The following is a 16,547-nucleotide window of genomic DNA, read 5'->3' on the forward strand; positions in this document are numbered from 1 at the left end:
GTAAAAAAATTGTTTTTATCCAAAATATCAGTATTGTTATATGTTGTACGGTGGTGGTTTCTATGGTCATAATTATAGACCAGGAATATTATTTTATCAATATTTTGAAATATGAACGTTTGTAAATTATATACCATTAAAAGTTGCGTGTTTACAAAATTTCTATATATTCGATGCAGGTACAATGCGCACATTTGTGCCTTTAGCATTAAAAGTTTTTGGCGAAATACAGTTGGTGGTGTGAATTGGCAGATTGCTGCGGCAGGATTTTTGCCGGGACGGCGGAATATTCTATATTCAAATTCCTGGCGTGCTATAGATAAAAAGAGACAGGTGCAGAGACCTGCCATATAAGGGGAGTAGGGTGTAGGATGAAAAGCGGAAAACTTGTTATTATCGGGGCGGGCAATGTAGGGTCAGCCATCTTGAATTCGGTGCTGCGGCTCAATGTGGTCAATGATATTGTGGTGATCAACCGCAACCAGGATAAGGCGCGGGGCGAAGTGCTGGATGCCAGCCATACAACCGCCTTTGTGTATAGTGCCAATACGTCGATCCGGGTCGGCGGCTATGAGGAATGCGCCGATGCCAAGATCATTATCATCACCTCGGGCGCCAATATTACACAGGGCAATAATGGTGACCGCATGGTACTATTAGAGCAAAATGTGGCTATTTTATCGGAAGTCATGGACAATATTACGAAATATACCAGGGATGCGATTGTCATTTTGGTTTCCAACCCGCTGGATGTGTTGGTCTATGTGGCGCAAACCCGCTTCGGGTATCCGCGGGAAAAGATTATCGGCACCGGGACTTTGCTGGATACGGCCCGGTTCAACAAAATGCTGGGCGATATCTGCGGGGTTGATGCGAAAAACGTGACAGGCTATGTATTGGGTGAACACGGCGCCACGGCGTTTATTCCCTGGAATACCGTCAATATCGTGGGAATTGCTTTTGACGATTTTGAAAAACAATTCGGTTTAACGGAAAAAATCGACAAGGATAAAATCCTGCGGGATATGAAAACCGTAGGTTTCGATATCCTGGCTTTGAAGGGGCATACCAGCTCCGGCGTGGCCTTAAGCGCCTGCCGCCTGGTGACCGCCATCATGCGCAATGAAAAGTGCATACTGCCTGTATCTATTGTGCTGGACGGACAATATGGCGTGACCGATGTGGCTTTAAGCCTGCCGTCTGTCATTTCGGAAAACGGCATCGAACGGGTGCTGGAGTTGCCCTTGGATGAAAAAGGGAGGATGGAGCTGGACCACTGCGTGAGTCATTTGAAGAGCATTTTGCGAACACTTGCCGCAGGAAAGTCCAACGCAAGCGGTAAGTAAGCCGGCTAAAAACGGTAAAGGGACTTATCAAAAGATAAGTCCCTTACTGGTCCCAGGATGCCGCCACCTGGTATGTTCAAACCTGCCGCTAGCAGGTGGGCTTCATAAGATATGGTTTTGCCCTCCACTCTGTTGGTGGCCCGGCAGCCGCATACCATCTAAATCCCTAATTAATGAAGTAGGTTGAACATAGCAAAAGTTCGCGAGCATCACAGGAATATGATTTATTTGTTAACATAATAACACGGATTTTGTTGTTAAGCAATAGGCGGTAAGCAAGAAAAATGGCGGTTCTGTTTAGTCAGGTTGACGTATGCTGAGGTATGCGCCGGTATGCAGTCGTTAGTATAATACCAGGTAAGCCATGGGATCGACGGCGGTGCCGTTTTTTCGGATTTCATAGTGGACATGGGGACCGGTACTGTTGCCGGTACTGCCGGCATAGGAAATGATCTGTCCTTTCTTGACTTCCTGGCCGACGGTGACAGCCACTTTGTCGTTGTGCCCGTATAGCGTTTCCAGACCGTTGCCATGATCAATTTTAACCAGATTGCCGTAACCGCCGCCCCAGCCGCTCAGCACTATCTTGCCGTCCGCCGTGGCGACGACCGGCGTGCCGGTGCCGACGGCGATGTCCAGTCCCTGGTGCAGTTCGCTGCCGCTTTCCAGCGGCGAACTGCGCCAGCCGAAGCCGGAGGTGATCGTTCCGTAGACCGGCCAGATTGACGGGGTAGTGGCCAGGGCTGAATCGGCCGGTTGGGCTGCCAGCTGCTGCTGCAAAGTAGCGGCCGGGCCTTTTTTTATGATGATGGCGGCATTGGGGCCGGCCGTTTCCTGATACGCTGCCAGACTGCCGATGCCAAAGAGCAGGCAGAAGATGGCCAGAACGGTCAGGCAGATGCTTGACGCCGTTCTTTGAAGTGGGTGGACAGCCTGGCGGCTGCCGGCTGTTTTATAAGACAGTTGCATAAAATATATACCTCCTTGCAGCACCGGACGGGAAGGAAAGCTCTCCTGACCGTTTGCTACAGTATACATTATAACGGAAATAGGCGGCTTTTGTTCATTTTTTTATTAGTGCTGCGGAGAAAGGAGGCCTACCGGCGGTATGCTGACTGACGATAACGAAGAGATGGGAAACTAGGGAACCGCTGATTTAATGAGCCAGCCGGAAAAAGATCCGTCAGGATGTGCGGCGTGAATACATCAGGTAGTTCCTAGACCGCCCAATATTTACCGGATTAAGACAGATAAGGCGCTTGCCTTGACGACGGCAGGGAAAAGTGAGAACATAGTAACTGTTAGTGTTAGTGTTAGTTTTACGGAGGAAAAAGTATATGAAAATAGCAATCCGGCAAAATCAGCCGGTGCTGGTAGGCGGCTTGCTGCTGCTCGGGCTGGCACTGCTGATTGCCGTCAGTTATCATTTGTTTCCGCTGCTGCGTTGGGCCCGGCACCAGTTCCAACTGTCACAGCCGCCTGCTGCCGTAACGGCGGTTGCTGCCGGTGTTGTGGACAAGCCGCTCAGACTTGTCCGGCCCGGTTCGCTGGAACAAGCCCAGCTTTTGCCGGTTTACACAGAGTATGCCGGAACTGTTGCCAGGCTTTATGTGGTGCCGGGGCAAGCGGTTAAAGCCGGGCAGCCGTTGCTGACCCTGGAGGCGGTCACTGCGCCGCCGGTGGCAAAGCCTGCGCTGCCGCCGGCCGGCCAGCCGGCCTCGCGGGCTTCCCACGAGAATGCGCAGCAGGAATTTGAACGGTATCAAAAATTATACGAACTGGGAGCGATTTCCCGCAAACAGTTGGAGGCGGCGGCAGCCCGTCTTAAAGCCGCTCAGGAGAGTCAGGACAGTGCGCCGGCGGCGTCGGGAAGTACTCAGTCTGTTGTTGACGTGCCCCGTGGTCCGGTAGAAGTAAGAGCGCCGGCCGATGGGATCGTCACCGGACTGATGACCGCGCAGGGCAAGAGCGTACCGTCCGGCCAGCAGCTTATGTCATTAGGCAGCGGGCAGGAATTGGAAGCGGTCATTTCACTGGAGCAAAGCGATTTGTATGTATGCCGGCTGGGTACGGCAGTTACGTTGCAATTGGGTGAGCAAACTGTGGCGGGCCAGATTTCGGGTATCTATCCGGAAGTAGCAGAGGATCAGTCCGTCACCTACCGGGCCCATGTCAAACTGGCCGGTCAGCCGGCCGGACCGACTTCGGGGACTCCCGTACAAATGGTCCTGGAAACGGGACAGACGGTGCCGGTGCTGGCCGTTCCGTCGGCAGCCTTGCAACAGGATGCGGCTGGGAGTTACTTTGTCTATACTGTGACGGACAATACCGTCGGGACACAGCCAGTGGCTGCCGGTGAAACCGTAGGCGATTTTACGGAAATTAGCGCAGGCCTTGTACCGGATACGCTGGTGCTTAGCGGCGCGGTTGACGGTCTGCGTCCCGGCGCAGCGGTCGTGCTGCAATGAGTCCGACTTTGACATAGTGATTATCAGCAAAGGAGTGATTGGGATGGAAGCAAGCTGTCTGTTTCTCTGCTATCCTGCTTGCAGTACCTGTAAGAAGGCCCGGCAGTGGCTGGAGAAAAACCAGATATCCTATGAGGAGCGTAATATCAAGGAAGCCAATCCGTCGGTGGCAGAGCTAACAGCCTGGTACACTAAAGCCGGTGTTCCGCTGCGGAAACTGTTCAATACTAGCGGACTTTTATATAAGTCGCTGTCTCTAAAAGATAAACTGCCGGGGATGAGTGAAGAAGAGCAGTTGGCGCTCCTGGCAAGCGACGGTATGCTGGTCAAGCGTCCGCTGTTGATTACCCGGGACCGGGTATTGGTGGGTTTTAAAGAAGCTGAATGGGAAATGATGGACTGACCGTTTATGGGAAAAGTTCCATATGTGCAATGAGCATAGTGAGAAATAACTATAATGTGCATGTGAACATTGAGCGACGGTTCTAGACATACTATAATAAACCCATATTCAAATTGATTAAGCAAATTTGCAATGGCGCAAACCGTGAAAACCGGTTTGCGCCATTTTGTTTTTGGAGGGGAAAGCGATGGCGGTCAGCTTTGAACATATTTATAAAGCTTTTGATGAAGTAAACGGAAAACCGCAATATGTTTTGCAGGATATCAACCTAACGATAGAGACCGGCCAGTTCATCTGTATCTTAGGTAAGAGCGGCTGCGGCAAATCCACGCTGCTCAACCTGTTGGCCGGTTACCTGAAACCGGACAAAGGCCGTATTCTGGTAGACGATAACCGGGTGGAAGGCCCGGCGGCCGACCGGGGCGTCGTATTTCAGCAGCACGCTCTGTTTCCCTGGTATACGGTGCAGGAGAATGTGGAGTTCGGTCTCAGGCTGAAAAGCCGGAAGGACGCGGCTCAGATCGCTGCTCAATACATTTCGTTGATCGGGCTGGAGGGGTATGAGAAGCTGTATCCGGCCGAACTGTCCGGCGGCATGGCGCAGCGAGTGGGCATTGCCCGGGCGCTGGTTAACGATCCAGCCGTGCTGCTGATGGATGAACCGCTGGGGGCGTTGGACGCGCTGACCCGCGATACCATGCGCAAGGAACTGATCCGGATCTGGCAATTGAGTCAAAAGACCGTCTTCTTCATTACTCACAGTGTACCGGAGGCGGTTTACCTGGCCGACCGGGTAGTGCTCTTAAAGCAGGGCGAGGTTGCCCTGGACCAGCCGATCGACCTGCCGCGGCCGCGGGAGACAAAGTCGCAGGAGTTTTTAAGCTATGTCGAGCTTTTTGAACAAGGTTTGACCGATAATCAGGCAGAGTCAGTCATTACGGAATAGAGAGGTGATTAACATGACGACAATGGAAGAAGGTTTGCTGAAGCTGCAGCGAGGGCTCCCTGCGCTACCGCAGGAAGAGGCGATCGTTCCCCGGAAAATTTCGGAAGCCAGAAAAGAACGAAACAATAAATACTACAAAGGCATTTCCCTATTCATTTTCTTCTGTATCTGGCAATTTGTCAGCCATCTGAATGGATTGAACCAGTGGTTCAATCCGGTGTTCCTGCCGTCACCCGTGACGGTGGTGAAAACAGGCTATGAATATTTTATGGCCGGTACCCTGGTTGATCATCTGACTATGAGTTTTTACCGGATGATTGCCGGCTTTTCCATCGGCGTGGTGGTGGCCCTGGTGTTGGGTATTCTGATTGCTACCAGCCGTGAGTTTGACAATATCCTGTCGCCGGTCCTGAATATGGTGGGCCCCATTCCGGTATTCGCCTTTTTGCCGATGTTTCTCATTTGGTTCGGCATTGGCGAATCATCTAAGATTGCCCTGATCGCTTACGCCACCTTTATACCGCTCCTCAGCTACATTGTGGACGGCATAAAAAATACCGATCCGGTGCTGATCCGGTCGGCGCGCAGTCTGGGAGCCACGCCCCGTCAGGTATTTACCAAGATCATTTTGCATTCGGCCCTGCCCCATATCTTCGCCGGTATGAAAATCAGTCTGGCGTTGACCTTTTCCGCCCTGGTGGTGGCCGAAATGATGGGCGCGTCATCCGGACTGGGCTACATCATTGTGAATGCCAAAAACTGGTTCAAAATGTCCGATATGTTTTTGTCGGCCACTTTGATCGGTTTGGAATATACCCTGTTTTACGGGATATTGACCTGCATAGAAAACCATTTGTTTAAATGGAAAAAAGCCGGGGCCAGTAAAGCGGTGGAACATTGATTATCAATAAAAAAGCATGGGGGGACAACAATGAGAAAACGTATGGTAGGGTTAGGTTTGGCGGTTTGTATGCTGGCCGCGCTGGTAGCCGGCTGTGGCTCAGGCGGCCAGAAGACGGAGAAAGAGGCACCCAAAGCGGCGTCACAGGAGATTGTCGCCTATGGCGTCATTGATCCGCAGATTTCGGCGCAGCAGATTATTGCCGACAAAAAGGGCTTTTTTGCCGCCGAGGGAGTCAAGGTGACCAATAAGCTGATCCAGTCGGGCGGCGATATTTCACCGTTGATCTCGGGCGGTACGGCCCAGGTATCCTTTGAAACACCGTACACCGACATTGCCGTGGCAGCCAATAATGTAGGCGTTAAAATTGTGGCACCCATGGCCGATATCGGCAATACCCAGGCAGTGGTGGCCGGCAAGAATGTAACCATTCAGAAGGCGAAAGATTTGGAAGGCAAGAAAATCGGTATCGCGGCCGGGGCCGGCGTATTGATCGCCATCCGCAATATGTGTGCCGAGCTGGGAGTCGACATCAACAAAATCCAGTTTGTCATCTTAAGCCCCAGTGACCAGATTGCGGCCCTGGACCGCGGCGACATTGATCTGATGGCCTGTTGGGAACCGTGGGTCAGCAATGCCGTTAAAGCCGGCGGCAAGCTGCTGTTCAGCGGCCTCAACTCCTATCTGCCGGACAAGCAGGGACCGGTGTCATGGCTGAGCTTTTACACGACCATGCAGGTGACCGACCAGTTCCTGAAAGAGCATCCTCAGGAGATTCAGGCAATGCTGAGAGCGTTGAAAAAGGCCACCGATTTCATTCATGAGCATCCCGATGAAGCCGCCGAAATCATTGCCAAGGAGATCAACCTTGACAAAGAACAGGTAAAAAAGATTATGGGACAAAACAAATATTCCATGCAGTTTGACGATCATTTCAAAAAGTCCAGCGACGAAATGGCCTCGTTTATGAAAGAAATGAAAAATATCCCCAGCAAGCCGGAGTTCAAGCAATATGCCGATCCGACGCTGTTAAAGCAGGCCTTGCCGGAATTGGTGACGGTAGCAGAATAAGAGAGGGAGGAAACAAAGATGAGAATGAAAAAGGGATTGTTGCGTAGCTGCGCCGCCATGATGGTCATTGTAGCCGGCTTAGCAGCGGCCGGTTGCGGCGGCGGACAAAAGACTGCCGCGCCGGCTGCCGATTCAGGGGCAGCCAAGGAAATCATCGCCTATGGTGAACTGGACCCGCAGGTTTCGGGACAGCAGATTATTGCCGAGGAAATGGGCTATTTTAAGGAAGAGGGCTTAAATATTAAAAATAAACTGATGACCGGGCCTGATGAGAATGCAGCTCTGGTTGCCAGCGGTGAAGCGGGCATTTGCTTCGGTTCGATCTATAACAACATTGCCGTGTCCGCCAACGGCGTAAAGGTCAAGGTGTTGGCACCGCTGGCCAATGCCGCCGGCACGCAGAGCGTGGTGGGGCGCAAGAATTTGCAGCTTACCAGCGCTAAGGATTTAGAAGGCAAGAAAATCGGCATGACTAACGGCGCCGGTGTATTAATCGCCATCCGCAATATGGCGGCGGCTACCGGCACCGATATCAACAAAATTCAGTTTGTCAATCTGCCGGTTTCCGATCAACTGGCGGCGCTGGAAAAAGGCGATATTGATGCTATGGCGGCCTGGGAACCGTGGGTTGGCAAGGCTGTCGACATGGGTGGCAAACTGCTGTTCAGCGGTACGACTTCCAACTTACCGGACAAACAGGGCGATGTTCACTGGATTGACTTTTATATGACGGTCCAGGTTACCGATGATTTTTACCAAAAGAATCCGGAAGTGGCTGAAAAGCTGCTGAAAGCGTTGCATAAAGCCACTGACTATATCAATCAGCATCCGAAAGAGGCTGCCGCCATCATCGCTAAACGGATTAACATCAAGGAAGATGAGTGCTTCCGCATTATGCAGAAAAACGTGTATGCCATGAACTATGATCAGCAGTTTGTCGACGGGGCCAACAAAATGGCCGAATTCATGCTGGATATGAAGAATATCAAGGCGGTGCCGGAGGCTAAAACCTATCTGGACCCCGGCGTATTAAAGAAAGTTTTCCCCGAAGCAGTGAAAATCTAAGAAGTTTGTTGCCAAGGTAAGCACTGATTAAATGAACCTGTCGGGCTGGCGAGAGATTTTTTCGTCTGGTAAGGAAGTAAACCGCAGAAATAGCGGCCCCTATTGCAAGATTTTGCTGACGCAGCCAGGCGGAAAAAGCTCCATCAGAACGCGCAGTATGAATTAATCAGTGGTTGCCCAGGATCATGTTACTTTTGTTTTCGTAAATCCCAAGAGCAGAGTCCCAGATATAACAGAAAATTTTCGTCCATATCACTCAAGTCGGTATGGAGAAGCTCTTTGATCTTTTCAATCCGATGCAGCATGGTATTGCGGTGCAGGTAGAGCTGTTTGGCGGCCACGCTGGAGTTGAACTTGCTTTGAAAATACACTTTCAGCGTGGCTGTTAAATCGGTATTGTTCTGGGTGTCGAAGTCGAGCAGCGGCTGCAGGGTACTTTCAATGACTTGGCTGCTATCCTTTTTATAGTAATGAAGCAATAAATGGTAAGCTATCTGATGAAAATAAGAAGCCGGTGCCGTCTGTTTTAAGCGCTGCTGCAGGGCAAGGGCCTGCAGGCTTTCTTCAAAGGAAGTGTGCAAAGCCTGCAAAGTATGGTGAAAACCGCTGATGCCGGCCGGCAGTGGAAGTTGGCTGAGCTGCTGGGCTTGCTGGCAAAGCCGTCTGGCGGTATGGCGGACTTCATTGATCGCATAGACAGGGTTGCTATCGACGGAAAACAGGAAAAACGCGCAGAACAGGCTGTCGTTGGCGCAGGTGAAAACGGCTGTCTCGTCGGTGCGCGTCTGAGAGCAATAGTTTTGCAGCAAAGTCAGGAGCTTCTTTTTTTGCAGATCGCTGTAAGCTTGCAGGGAGAAGCTGGCACAAACCCAGGCTTTATGATAGTTGAACCCGTAAAAGGAACAGATTTGCTGCGTTTCCTCCGGGGTGGCCTGGGTATGGTGCATCAGAAAATTTAAGAAGAAATGAGCGCGGTTGGCAGGGCCCGGCCGGGACACTTGTTGCTGTTCGCAGGCAAGGGCCATGATTTGAGCCGCTTTATGTAATACAGCCATAGCCTGGCTAGCGGCCGGCTGGCTCTGGATGAGGAGACAAAGATAACCCAGATGGTTGGGCAGCAGGCTGGCCAAGAGAAGGTACTGCCGGTCATTCAGAGTGAGACTGAAATCGGTCAGCGGCATTGTCTGTTCGGTGAGCCGGTCGGCCATGACAGCGGCCGCTTCGGCAAGCTGGCCGCTGTCAAAGGCGGCCGGTGCTGCCAGAGCGAGACAGGCGTAAGACAGGTCGGTAACTAAGACCGGGCTGCCGAAAAAATCGGCCATGATTTTCACCAGGCAAGTCAGGTCTTTATGCTGAAAAAAGGCGTCGCTCAGTTCCGTAATGAGCTGCTGGTCCTGGAGCGCTTGTTGGTGCTGTTGCAGGTACAGCTTATTATATACGGTATGAATGATTTCCGAGAAGCCGTAGAAAAAGGGCAGTTCGATGACCGGAAAATCCAGCTTTCTGGCTTCGTCCAGCAAAGGCTCGGGAATGGTTTTGAAAAAACGCTTGATTTTGACGGCAAGTCCGGCGCAGCCGATTTCTTTCATTTCCCGGATAATGGTACGCTGCAGTTCAGGGTCATCCTTAAAAATATAGCCGGTGGTCAGGATAAGCTCGTTCTTTTTAAACCATTTCAGCACATCCGGATTATCGAGGATGTTGACGCTGGTAATTTCACCGGACGACTGAAGATTGCCGACAACTAAACGGATATTGTTTAACTGACTGTGATGAATAAACCAATCCAACGTAACTGCCATACCGTTCATCCCTTTGCCAGGTAACCACTGATTAATTCACGCTGCGCGTTCCGGCAGGTTCATCTAACCAGCGGTTACCTTGATAAGTTTGGCTAGATTATATCACTCCACGTGGGAGCGGTAAATATAAAGTTGTAAAGGAAGGTGGCACCGTGTACGATCTTTTAATAAAGAATGCCCGATTGGTTACCGCCGATGAAGTGATCGCGGCAGCGGTAGCGGTGAAGGATGGCAAGGTTGCCGCCGTTCTGGCCGGTGAAACGCCGGTGCCGGCGCGACAGGTGCTGGATTTGACAGGGAAATACCTGCTGCCGGGCGTGATTGACTGCCATGTACATTTTAACGAACCGGGCTATACCTGGCGGGAAGAGTTCGCCCAGGGCAGCCGGGCGGCCGCGGCCGGCGGTGTGACAACGGTGATCGACATGCCGATGCAGAACAGGCCGCCGGTTATCGACCGGGAGGTCTTTGCCCGTAAGGCGGAACTGCTGCAGGGGAAATCAGCCATTGATTACGGCTTTTGGGGCGCTCTGATCAAGACGAATTTGGATAAACTGAGCGGTTTGCAGGAAGCAGGCACGCTGGCCTTTAAATGTTTTATGTGCAATCCGGGTCAGGACTATACGGCGCTGGATATAGCGGAAATTGAACAGGTACTGGTTACTTTACGGGAGTTTGACGGGCTGGCCGGCTTTCACTGTGAGGATTATGCCATGATTGAACGGCTGCAGACAGCCAGTCTGGCCACCGGGAAAACCGGCCGTCGCGATTATCTGGCGGCGCGGCCGGTCGAGGCCGAACTGAAAGCCGTTAACGACATCATTGCTTTGCTGGATAAAACGGAAGGCCGGGCCCATATCTGTCATGTTTCCCACCCGGCCGTGGCGGAAGCCATCCGGCAGGCTAAAGTAAAGGGGCTGGATATTACAGCTGAAACCTGTGTGCATTATTTGCTCTTCACCGGGGAGGACCTGGTGAACGAGGGGCCCCGGTTTAAATGTTCGCCGCCGCTCCGGACGGCAGCCGACCGGAAAAAGCTGTGGGACTATGTGCTGGACGGCACGCTGGACTGCATCTGCTCCGATCACTCGCCCTGCGCGCCGGAAGAGAAGGCGGAGGCTTCCGAGACCGGCACTTTTGGCGCCTGGGGCGGCATCAGCGGGGTACAGACTTCGCTGCAGGCTTTTTGGGATTTGGCGATTACGCAAAAGGGGGCGGACCCGTCGTTGGTGGCCCGGGTGATGAGCATAAATCCGGCGGCCATTTTCGGTCTGGATGGTGTCAAAGGCACCGTCATGCCCGGCCGGGATGCTGATTTTACCGTGATAGATCCGCAAAAAAACTGGGAAATTACTGCTGATGAGCTGCTTTACAAGCATAAATTTTCGGCCTTTACCGGTCTTAGCGGCACTGGCGCGCCGGTTATGACCATCGTCCGGGGGCAGGTTGTGATGGAAGACGGCCGGCTACGGGACGGGTGTACCGGTCAACTGGTCCGCCGCTGCAGGGAGGAATAGCTATGGAACTGGAATTGGCACGGCTGGCGGAACGGATTGAAGGTCATTTGGCAAAGCTGCGCTGCTTTTCGGCAACCGTGGAGGGTGTTACCCGGCTGCCTTTTACCGTCGAAGCCCGTCAGGCAATTGATTATCTGGCGGAAGCTATGAAGCAGGCCGGCATGACTGTACGGTTGGATGCATCAGGAGCTCTGATTGGGCGGTATGAAGGCCAAACGGCGCAAACGGTGGTGCTCGGTTCCCATTATGACTCGGTGCCACGCGGTGGCGCTTTTGACGGCGTTGCCGGTGTGGTCTGCGGCCTGGAACTGGTGCGGGAACTGGCGGTGACCGGCCGGCGCCTGCCCTGGTCGCTGGAGGTGGTGGCCACCAATGATGAGGAAGGCGTACGGTTTGGCGGCGGCTTTTTCTCCAGTAAGGCATTTTTAGGTCTGTGGCAGCCGGCTCAGTTGGCTGCTATCCATGACGGCGAGGGGATCAGTCTGGCGGCAGCCATGCGAGGCTTCGGCCTGGAGCCGGAGCAGATCGGTCAGGCCGTCTGGGACTTAACTAACATCCGCTGTTTTATTGAAATTCACTGTGAGCAGGGGCCGGTGCTGGAACAGCAGCAGCAGGAAATCGGCATTGTCAGCGGTATTGTCGGCATGCGCCGCTATGCGATAAGCTTGCAGGGGCGGCCGGATCATGCGGGGACCACACCGATGACCATGCGGACCGACGCGCTGGCGCTGGCCGCCCGGCTGATCAGCAAGGCCGAGGATACGGCGCTGGCTTATCCCGGCGCTGTTGCCACCGTCGGCTTTTGCGATATCCGGCCTAATGTGGTGAACACCATTGCCGGGCAGGTAGTGTGCAGTCTGGATATCCGGAGCCGGTGGGAAGCCGATATACAGGCCATGGAAACTGAAATTCTGGGCTTTATCCGGAATTTGGCCCGGACGCGGCAGGCCGGCTGTGAAGTAAACCGCACGCTGACGGTACAGCCGGTGGAACTGGACCGGACCTTGCAGGGGCTGCTGGAAAATAGCTGCCGCCGCCGGGGCTATGCTTTCGGCCATTTGCCCAGTGGCGCCGGCCATGACGCCCTGCAATTGGCGACGGCAGTGGCGACGGCCATGGTATTTGTACCCAGCCGGCAAGGCCGCAGCCATTGCCCGGAGGAATATAGCGACAGCCGCCATCTGGCCAAAGCCGTGCTGGCTGTGCTGGATACGCTGGAAAATTTGCCATAGGAGGAAAAATCATGGGATATCCAAGTGATGTATTAAGTACCCGTGCCATCGTGAAACCAGGCTTGTATGCCATCATTCCGAAGGACGGGTTGGTCAATAATGTGATTCCTTATATCGAAAACTGCCGGGTTAGTATTGTGGCCTCGCCGAAAATGGGCGCCGGCTTTGTCCAGTATGTGGTGGAAGCGGCGCCGGGCGGCCGGACAACAGCACCCTTCGGCGGTGAGCCGGCGATCGAAAGTTTCTTGTACTGCATCGAAGGCGTGCTGGCCGTTACGGTTGGTCAGGAACAGTTTGTACTGACTGCCGGCGGTTTTATCTACGCGCCGGCCGGTGCGGGCATTGCCTTTTCCAGTGAAGCACCGAGCAAGCTGCTTTTGTATAAGCAGCGTTATATCCCGCTGGCCGGGAAAGCCGCGTATACTTGTGCCGGCAATGTCAACGAGATCGCTTACCGGAATTATGACGATATGGCCAATGTATATATCAAGGACTTGCTGCCCGCCGGGCTGGGGTTTGATATGAATATGCATATCCTGGCCTTTGAGCCGGGCGGTTGCCATCCCTTTGTGGAGACTCACGTGCAGGAGCATGGTGCCTATATTTTAAGCGGCGAAGGGATGTACCTGATGGAAAACACCTGGCTGCCAATCAAAAAGGACGACTTTATGTGGTTCGGTCCCTATGTGCCCCAGGGCGCTTATGGGGTGGGCCGGGACCTGTTTGCCTATATTTATTCCAAAGACTGCAACCGGGATGTCGTGTTATAACCGAGGAGGATGACTATGAAAATTGCAATTATTGAACCCTTGGGCGTCGAACGGGAAAAACTGCGGCAAATCGCCGCCGAAGTGCTGGGGAAAGACGTTGATATTACCTATTATGACAGCTTTCCCGCCGATCAGGCGGAGGTGGTAGCCCGGTCCCGGACAGCCGATATCGTCGTGCTGGCCAATATGCCCTATCGCGAAGCGGTGCTGGCCCAGTGCCCGCAGCTTGCCATGCTGTCGGTGGCTTTTACCGGAATTGATCATATTGATATGGCTTATTGCCGGCGGAACAACATTACCGTCTGCAATTGTGCCGGTTATTCCAATGAGGCGGTCAGCGAGCTGGTCTTCGGGCTGGTGCTTGGCTTGTATCGCCGCCTGATTGCCTGTGATACGGCGGTGCGCCGGGGCGGGACCAAGGACGGACTGATCGGGTTTGAGCTGGCGGGAAAAAAATTCGGTATTGTCGGCACCGGTGCCATCGGGTTGAAAGTGGCGGCGCTGGCCCGGGCCTTTGGCTGCGAGGTGTATGCCTACAGCCGGACGGTGAAGGAAATGCCGGGCATCCGCTATGTGGATTTGGATACGCTGCTGGCAACCTGTGACATCGTATCACTCCATGTACCGCTTATGGAACAGACCAGGGGCATGATTAACCGGGATAAACTGGCGCTGATGAAACAGAACGCTGTTTTGATTAATACGGCCCGCGGTCCTGTCGTTGATGCCGCGGCGTTGGCTGAGGCCCTGACGGAAGGGCGGCTGGCCGGGGCGGCGATGGATGTTTTTGAACAGGAGCCGCCTATTCCGGCCGAGCATCCGCTGCTGCAGGCGCCTAACGTCATCCTGGCGCCCCATGTTGGTTTTGCGACCCAAGAGGCCCTGGGTAAACGGGCGGTTATCGCCTTGGAGAATATAAAACAGTGGCTGGCTAAGACGCCACAAAATGTAATGTAGAAGGAAGCAGAACGAAGGTGGCGTTATTATGACAAAGCAGGCAAGTGCAGCCAACATCCGCCATTGGCTGGAAACGATCAACACCTATAACTCCACGCCGGGAGCCGGTACTACACGGGTTTTGTTCACCAAGCCCGAGGTGGAGGCCAGACAATATGTAAAGGACGAAATGCGGAAGCTTGGGCTGGCGGTAAAAGAAGACGGGATCGGCAACATTTTCGGCATTTTGCCAGGCCGCCGGCCGGAACTGCCGCCGGTCTGGACGGGATCACATATTGATACGGTGCTCCATGCCGGCATGTTTGATGGCATGAGCGGTGTGGTGGCCGGTTTGGAGGCGGTGCGGCTGATCCGGGAAGCCGGTGCCGCCTTTGAACGAAGCATTGTTGTGGTGGTGTACACCTCGGAAGAACCTACCCGCTTTGAACTTGGCTGTCTGGGCAGCCGGGCGCTGGCTGGCAAACTGAGCCTGGCCGATGCCTGTAAGCTGGTGGATAAGGAGGGCCGGAGCCTGCCGGAGGTGCTTGCGGAGCTTGGTTATGACCTGGCCCGGTTTGCTGAAATTCCTATCAGGCCGGGCGCGGTATACGGCGCAGTGGAGCTTCATATTGATCAGACCGGCGTGTTGGAGCGGGCGGGGAAAACGGTGGGAATTGTCAAAACCATCTGTGCGCCGACCAACTTCGATATCGAGGTGACCGGCTGTCAGTCCCATGCCGGCGGCACTTCCATGGAGGAGCGGCGCGATGCCTATGCGGCAAGCTGTGAAATCGGCCTGGCATTGGAAAAACTGGCCCGCGAGTCGGACAGCGAATATACGACGGCTACCATAGGGCGGGTAGAAGTCTGCCCCAATGCGGTCAATGTCATTCCGGGCAAGGTAAAGTTCTCCATTGATATCCGTGACTGCGATTTTGACGCCAAAGAGCGGCTGGTGGCCAAACTAAAAGCGGCGATTGCCGTCATTGAGGAAAAACGCGGCGTTCAGGTGAGCCTGACCGAATACAATAACGACCAGCCGATGCACTGTAATACGGCGATGATGGCTAAGATTGAGGCGGCCTGTCACCGGCGCGGCATTTCCTATCAAAAGGTGATCAGCGGCGCTTTCCATGATTCGATGCTGGTCGGGGAATTTGCTCCGGTGGCGATGATCTTTGTACCCAGCAAAAACGGCATCAGCCATAGCGCCGAGGAATGGACCGAGTTTGCGGATATTGCCGCCGGCACCGATGTGCTTATGGATACGCTGCTGGCTATGGCGAATGAAGTGTAAAGGGCATGGTAAAACCCTGTTCGAGAGCATATGCTTTCGGACAGGGTTTGCTGTTTGGTTATATATGAGAGTTTCTTTCTATATTTCGGCAACTACCCGGCAGGGGAGACCGGACAGGCCGGCGTAATTGACCGGATAGGTATGGACCAGGAAGCGGCGTCCCTGGGCTTTTTGCAAAACCATATCCAGATTGGCCAGGTTTTCAATGACGAAAATATGGTGGTCGGCGCAGTACTGATCGGCCTGTGCATGCCCCGCCGCCTGGCGAATGCCTGCCATATCAACGCCGATGAGGCTTACTTTTTTGTTTACCAAATAGGTGATCAGGGCCTGGGACAGTTCGGGATGGTTCTTAAAATAGCCGGGACTGCCATAGGAATTTTCTTGCAGCCAGCCTGTGTGAAAGAGGATAAAGTCATTTTCCTGAATGGTCGCCGAAGCTATATCGGTTACTTCAATCTCTCTGTCCCGTATATGGCTGACATCAAACAGAATGCCTTCCCGCTCGGTGTTATCCAGGGAAAAGGTTTTGTCCATGGCGTCAAAATGCGTTCCGATGTGGCCGAATTTCCCGACAGGAGGGATTTGGCCGGCTGCATCAAGTTGAAAAAATGACTGTAAAATGTCTTCGGTCAATGTTACCGATAGATCAATTTTCATAATAGATCACTCCTTTGCTCTCATTGTTTCCTGGTAAACAATTTTATTATAACGGAATAACGTTTCCTTGTAAACAATATAAGGCGGATTTATTTTATTTTGCCGGTTTATGCGCTATAATAATACATAAATA

The 16,547-nt window shown here is 53.2% G+C and carries 15 protein-coding genes and 1 other RNA gene; 12 read left to right on the forward strand and 4 right to left on the reverse strand.

Features of this window, described 5'->3' with window-relative positions:
• Window positions 1-371: 371 nt before the first annotated feature.
• A complete protein-coding gene (locus BMW43_RS17660; protein WP_091750819.1) occupies window positions 372-1,346 on the forward strand; it encodes an L-lactate dehydrogenase in 975 nt (324 codons plus the stop codon).
• Window positions 1,347-1,391: 45 nt separating this feature from the next.
• Here BMW43_RS17660 and ssrS read toward each other — a convergent pair.
• Window positions 1,392-1,567, reverse strand: a non-coding RNA gene (gene ssrS / locus BMW43_RS17665) — 6S RNA.
• Between the two features lie 121 nt (window positions 1,568-1,688).
• Window positions 1,689-2,315, reverse strand: a complete 627-nt coding sequence (locus BMW43_RS17670; protein ID WP_245732575.1) for a M23 family metallopeptidase — start codon at window positions 2,313-2,315, stop codon at window positions 1,689-1,691.
• A gap of 368 nt (window positions 2,316-2,683) precedes the next feature.
• Between BMW43_RS17670 and BMW43_RS17675 the strand changes: the two genes are divergently transcribed.
• The 6 genes from BMW43_RS17675 (at window position 2,684) to BMW43_RS17700 (ending at window position 8,200) form a co-directional block, all read left to right on the forward strand.
• Window positions 2,684-3,814 carry an efflux RND transporter periplasmic adaptor subunit gene (locus BMW43_RS17675; RefSeq protein ID WP_091750825.1) on the forward strand — a complete coding sequence of 377 codons (1,131 nt, stop codon included), beginning with the start codon at window positions 2,684-2,686 and terminating at the stop codon, window positions 3,812-3,814.
• 22 nt (window positions 3,815-3,836) lie between these two features.
• Window positions 3,837-4,217 carry an arsenate reductase family protein gene (locus BMW43_RS17680; RefSeq protein ID WP_281246133.1) on the forward strand — a complete coding sequence of 127 codons (381 nt, stop codon included), beginning with the start codon at window positions 3,837-3,839 and terminating at the stop codon, window positions 4,215-4,217.
• A gap of 187 nt (window positions 4,218-4,404) precedes the next feature.
• On the forward strand, window positions 4,405-5,163 hold the full coding sequence (locus tag BMW43_RS17685; RefSeq protein WP_091750831.1) for an ABC transporter ATP-binding protein: 759 nt from the start codon (window positions 4,405-4,407) through the stop codon (window positions 5,161-5,163).
• Between the two features lie 13 nt (window positions 5,164-5,176).
• Window positions 5,177-6,064, forward strand: a complete 888-nt coding sequence (locus tag BMW43_RS17690) for an ABC transporter permease (protein ID WP_091750833.1) — start codon at window positions 5,177-5,179, stop codon at window positions 6,062-6,064.
• Window positions 6,065-6,094: 30 nt separating this feature from the next.
• Complete coding sequence (locus tag BMW43_RS17695; RefSeq protein WP_091750835.1) at window positions 6,095-7,135, forward strand: ABC transporter substrate-binding protein; 1,041 nt, start codon at window positions 6,095-6,097, stop codon at window positions 7,133-7,135.
• An 18-nt stretch (window positions 7,136-7,153) separates the two neighbouring features.
• Window positions 7,154-8,200 carry an ABC transporter substrate-binding protein gene (locus BMW43_RS17700; protein WP_091750838.1) on the forward strand — a complete coding sequence of 349 codons (1,047 nt, stop codon included), beginning with the start codon at window positions 7,154-7,156 and terminating at the stop codon, window positions 8,198-8,200.
• 188 nt (window positions 8,201-8,388) lie between these two features.
• On the opposite strand, the gene BMW43_RS17705 is transcribed toward BMW43_RS17700, so the two are convergent.
• On the reverse strand, window positions 8,389-10,002 hold the full coding sequence (locus tag BMW43_RS17705; protein WP_177173661.1) for a PucR family transcriptional regulator: 1,614 nt from the start codon (window positions 10,000-10,002) through the stop codon (window positions 8,389-8,391).
• 152 nt (window positions 10,003-10,154) lie between these two features.
• Here BMW43_RS17705 and allB point away from each other — a divergent pair, with 152 nt between their 5' ends.
• From allB to BMW43_RS17730, 5 genes are read left to right on the forward strand one after another with little or no spacing between them, the layout of a single operon-like run.
• Window positions 10,155-11,519: an allantoinase AllB gene (gene allB, locus BMW43_RS17710; RefSeq protein WP_091750844.1), complete on the forward strand. Its 1,365-nt coding sequence runs from the start codon at window positions 10,155-10,157 to the stop codon at window positions 11,517-11,519.
• A 2-nt stretch (window positions 11,520-11,521) separates the two neighbouring features.
• Window positions 11,522-12,751 (forward strand): Zn-dependent hydrolase, encoded by a 1,230-nt coding sequence (locus BMW43_RS17715; RefSeq protein ID WP_091750847.1) that lies wholly within the window; start codon window positions 11,522-11,524, stop codon window positions 12,749-12,751.
• A gap of 11 nt (window positions 12,752-12,762) precedes the next feature.
• A complete protein-coding gene (gene allE / locus BMW43_RS17720; protein ID WP_091750850.1) occupies window positions 12,763-13,521 on the forward strand; it encodes a (S)-ureidoglycine aminohydrolase in 759 nt (252 codons plus the stop codon).
• 15 nt (window positions 13,522-13,536) lie between these two features.
• The gene (locus BMW43_RS17725) at window positions 13,537-14,478 is read left to right on the forward strand and encodes an NAD(P)-dependent oxidoreductase (RefSeq protein WP_091750853.1); all 942 of its coding nucleotides are present in this window, start codon (window positions 13,537-13,539) and stop codon (window positions 14,476-14,478) included.
• 28 nt (window positions 14,479-14,506) lie between these two features.
• Window positions 14,507-15,754: a Zn-dependent hydrolase gene (locus tag BMW43_RS17730; RefSeq protein WP_091750856.1), complete on the forward strand. Its 1,248-nt coding sequence runs from the start codon at window positions 14,507-14,509 to the stop codon at window positions 15,752-15,754.
• 78 nt (window positions 15,755-15,832) lie between these two features.
• Here BMW43_RS17730 and BMW43_RS17735 read toward each other — a convergent pair whose 3' ends face one another.
• Window positions 15,833-16,414, reverse strand: coding sequence for a cyclase family protein (locus tag BMW43_RS17735; RefSeq protein ID WP_091750859.1), 582 nt, complete (start codon window positions 16,412-16,414; stop codon window positions 15,833-15,835).
• Window positions 16,415-16,547 lie beyond the last annotated feature (133 nt).

Source organism: Propionispora vibrioides, from assembly GCF_900110485.1.
GTDB lineage: Bacteria > Bacillota > Negativicutes > Propionisporales > Propionisporaceae > Propionispora > Propionispora vibrioides.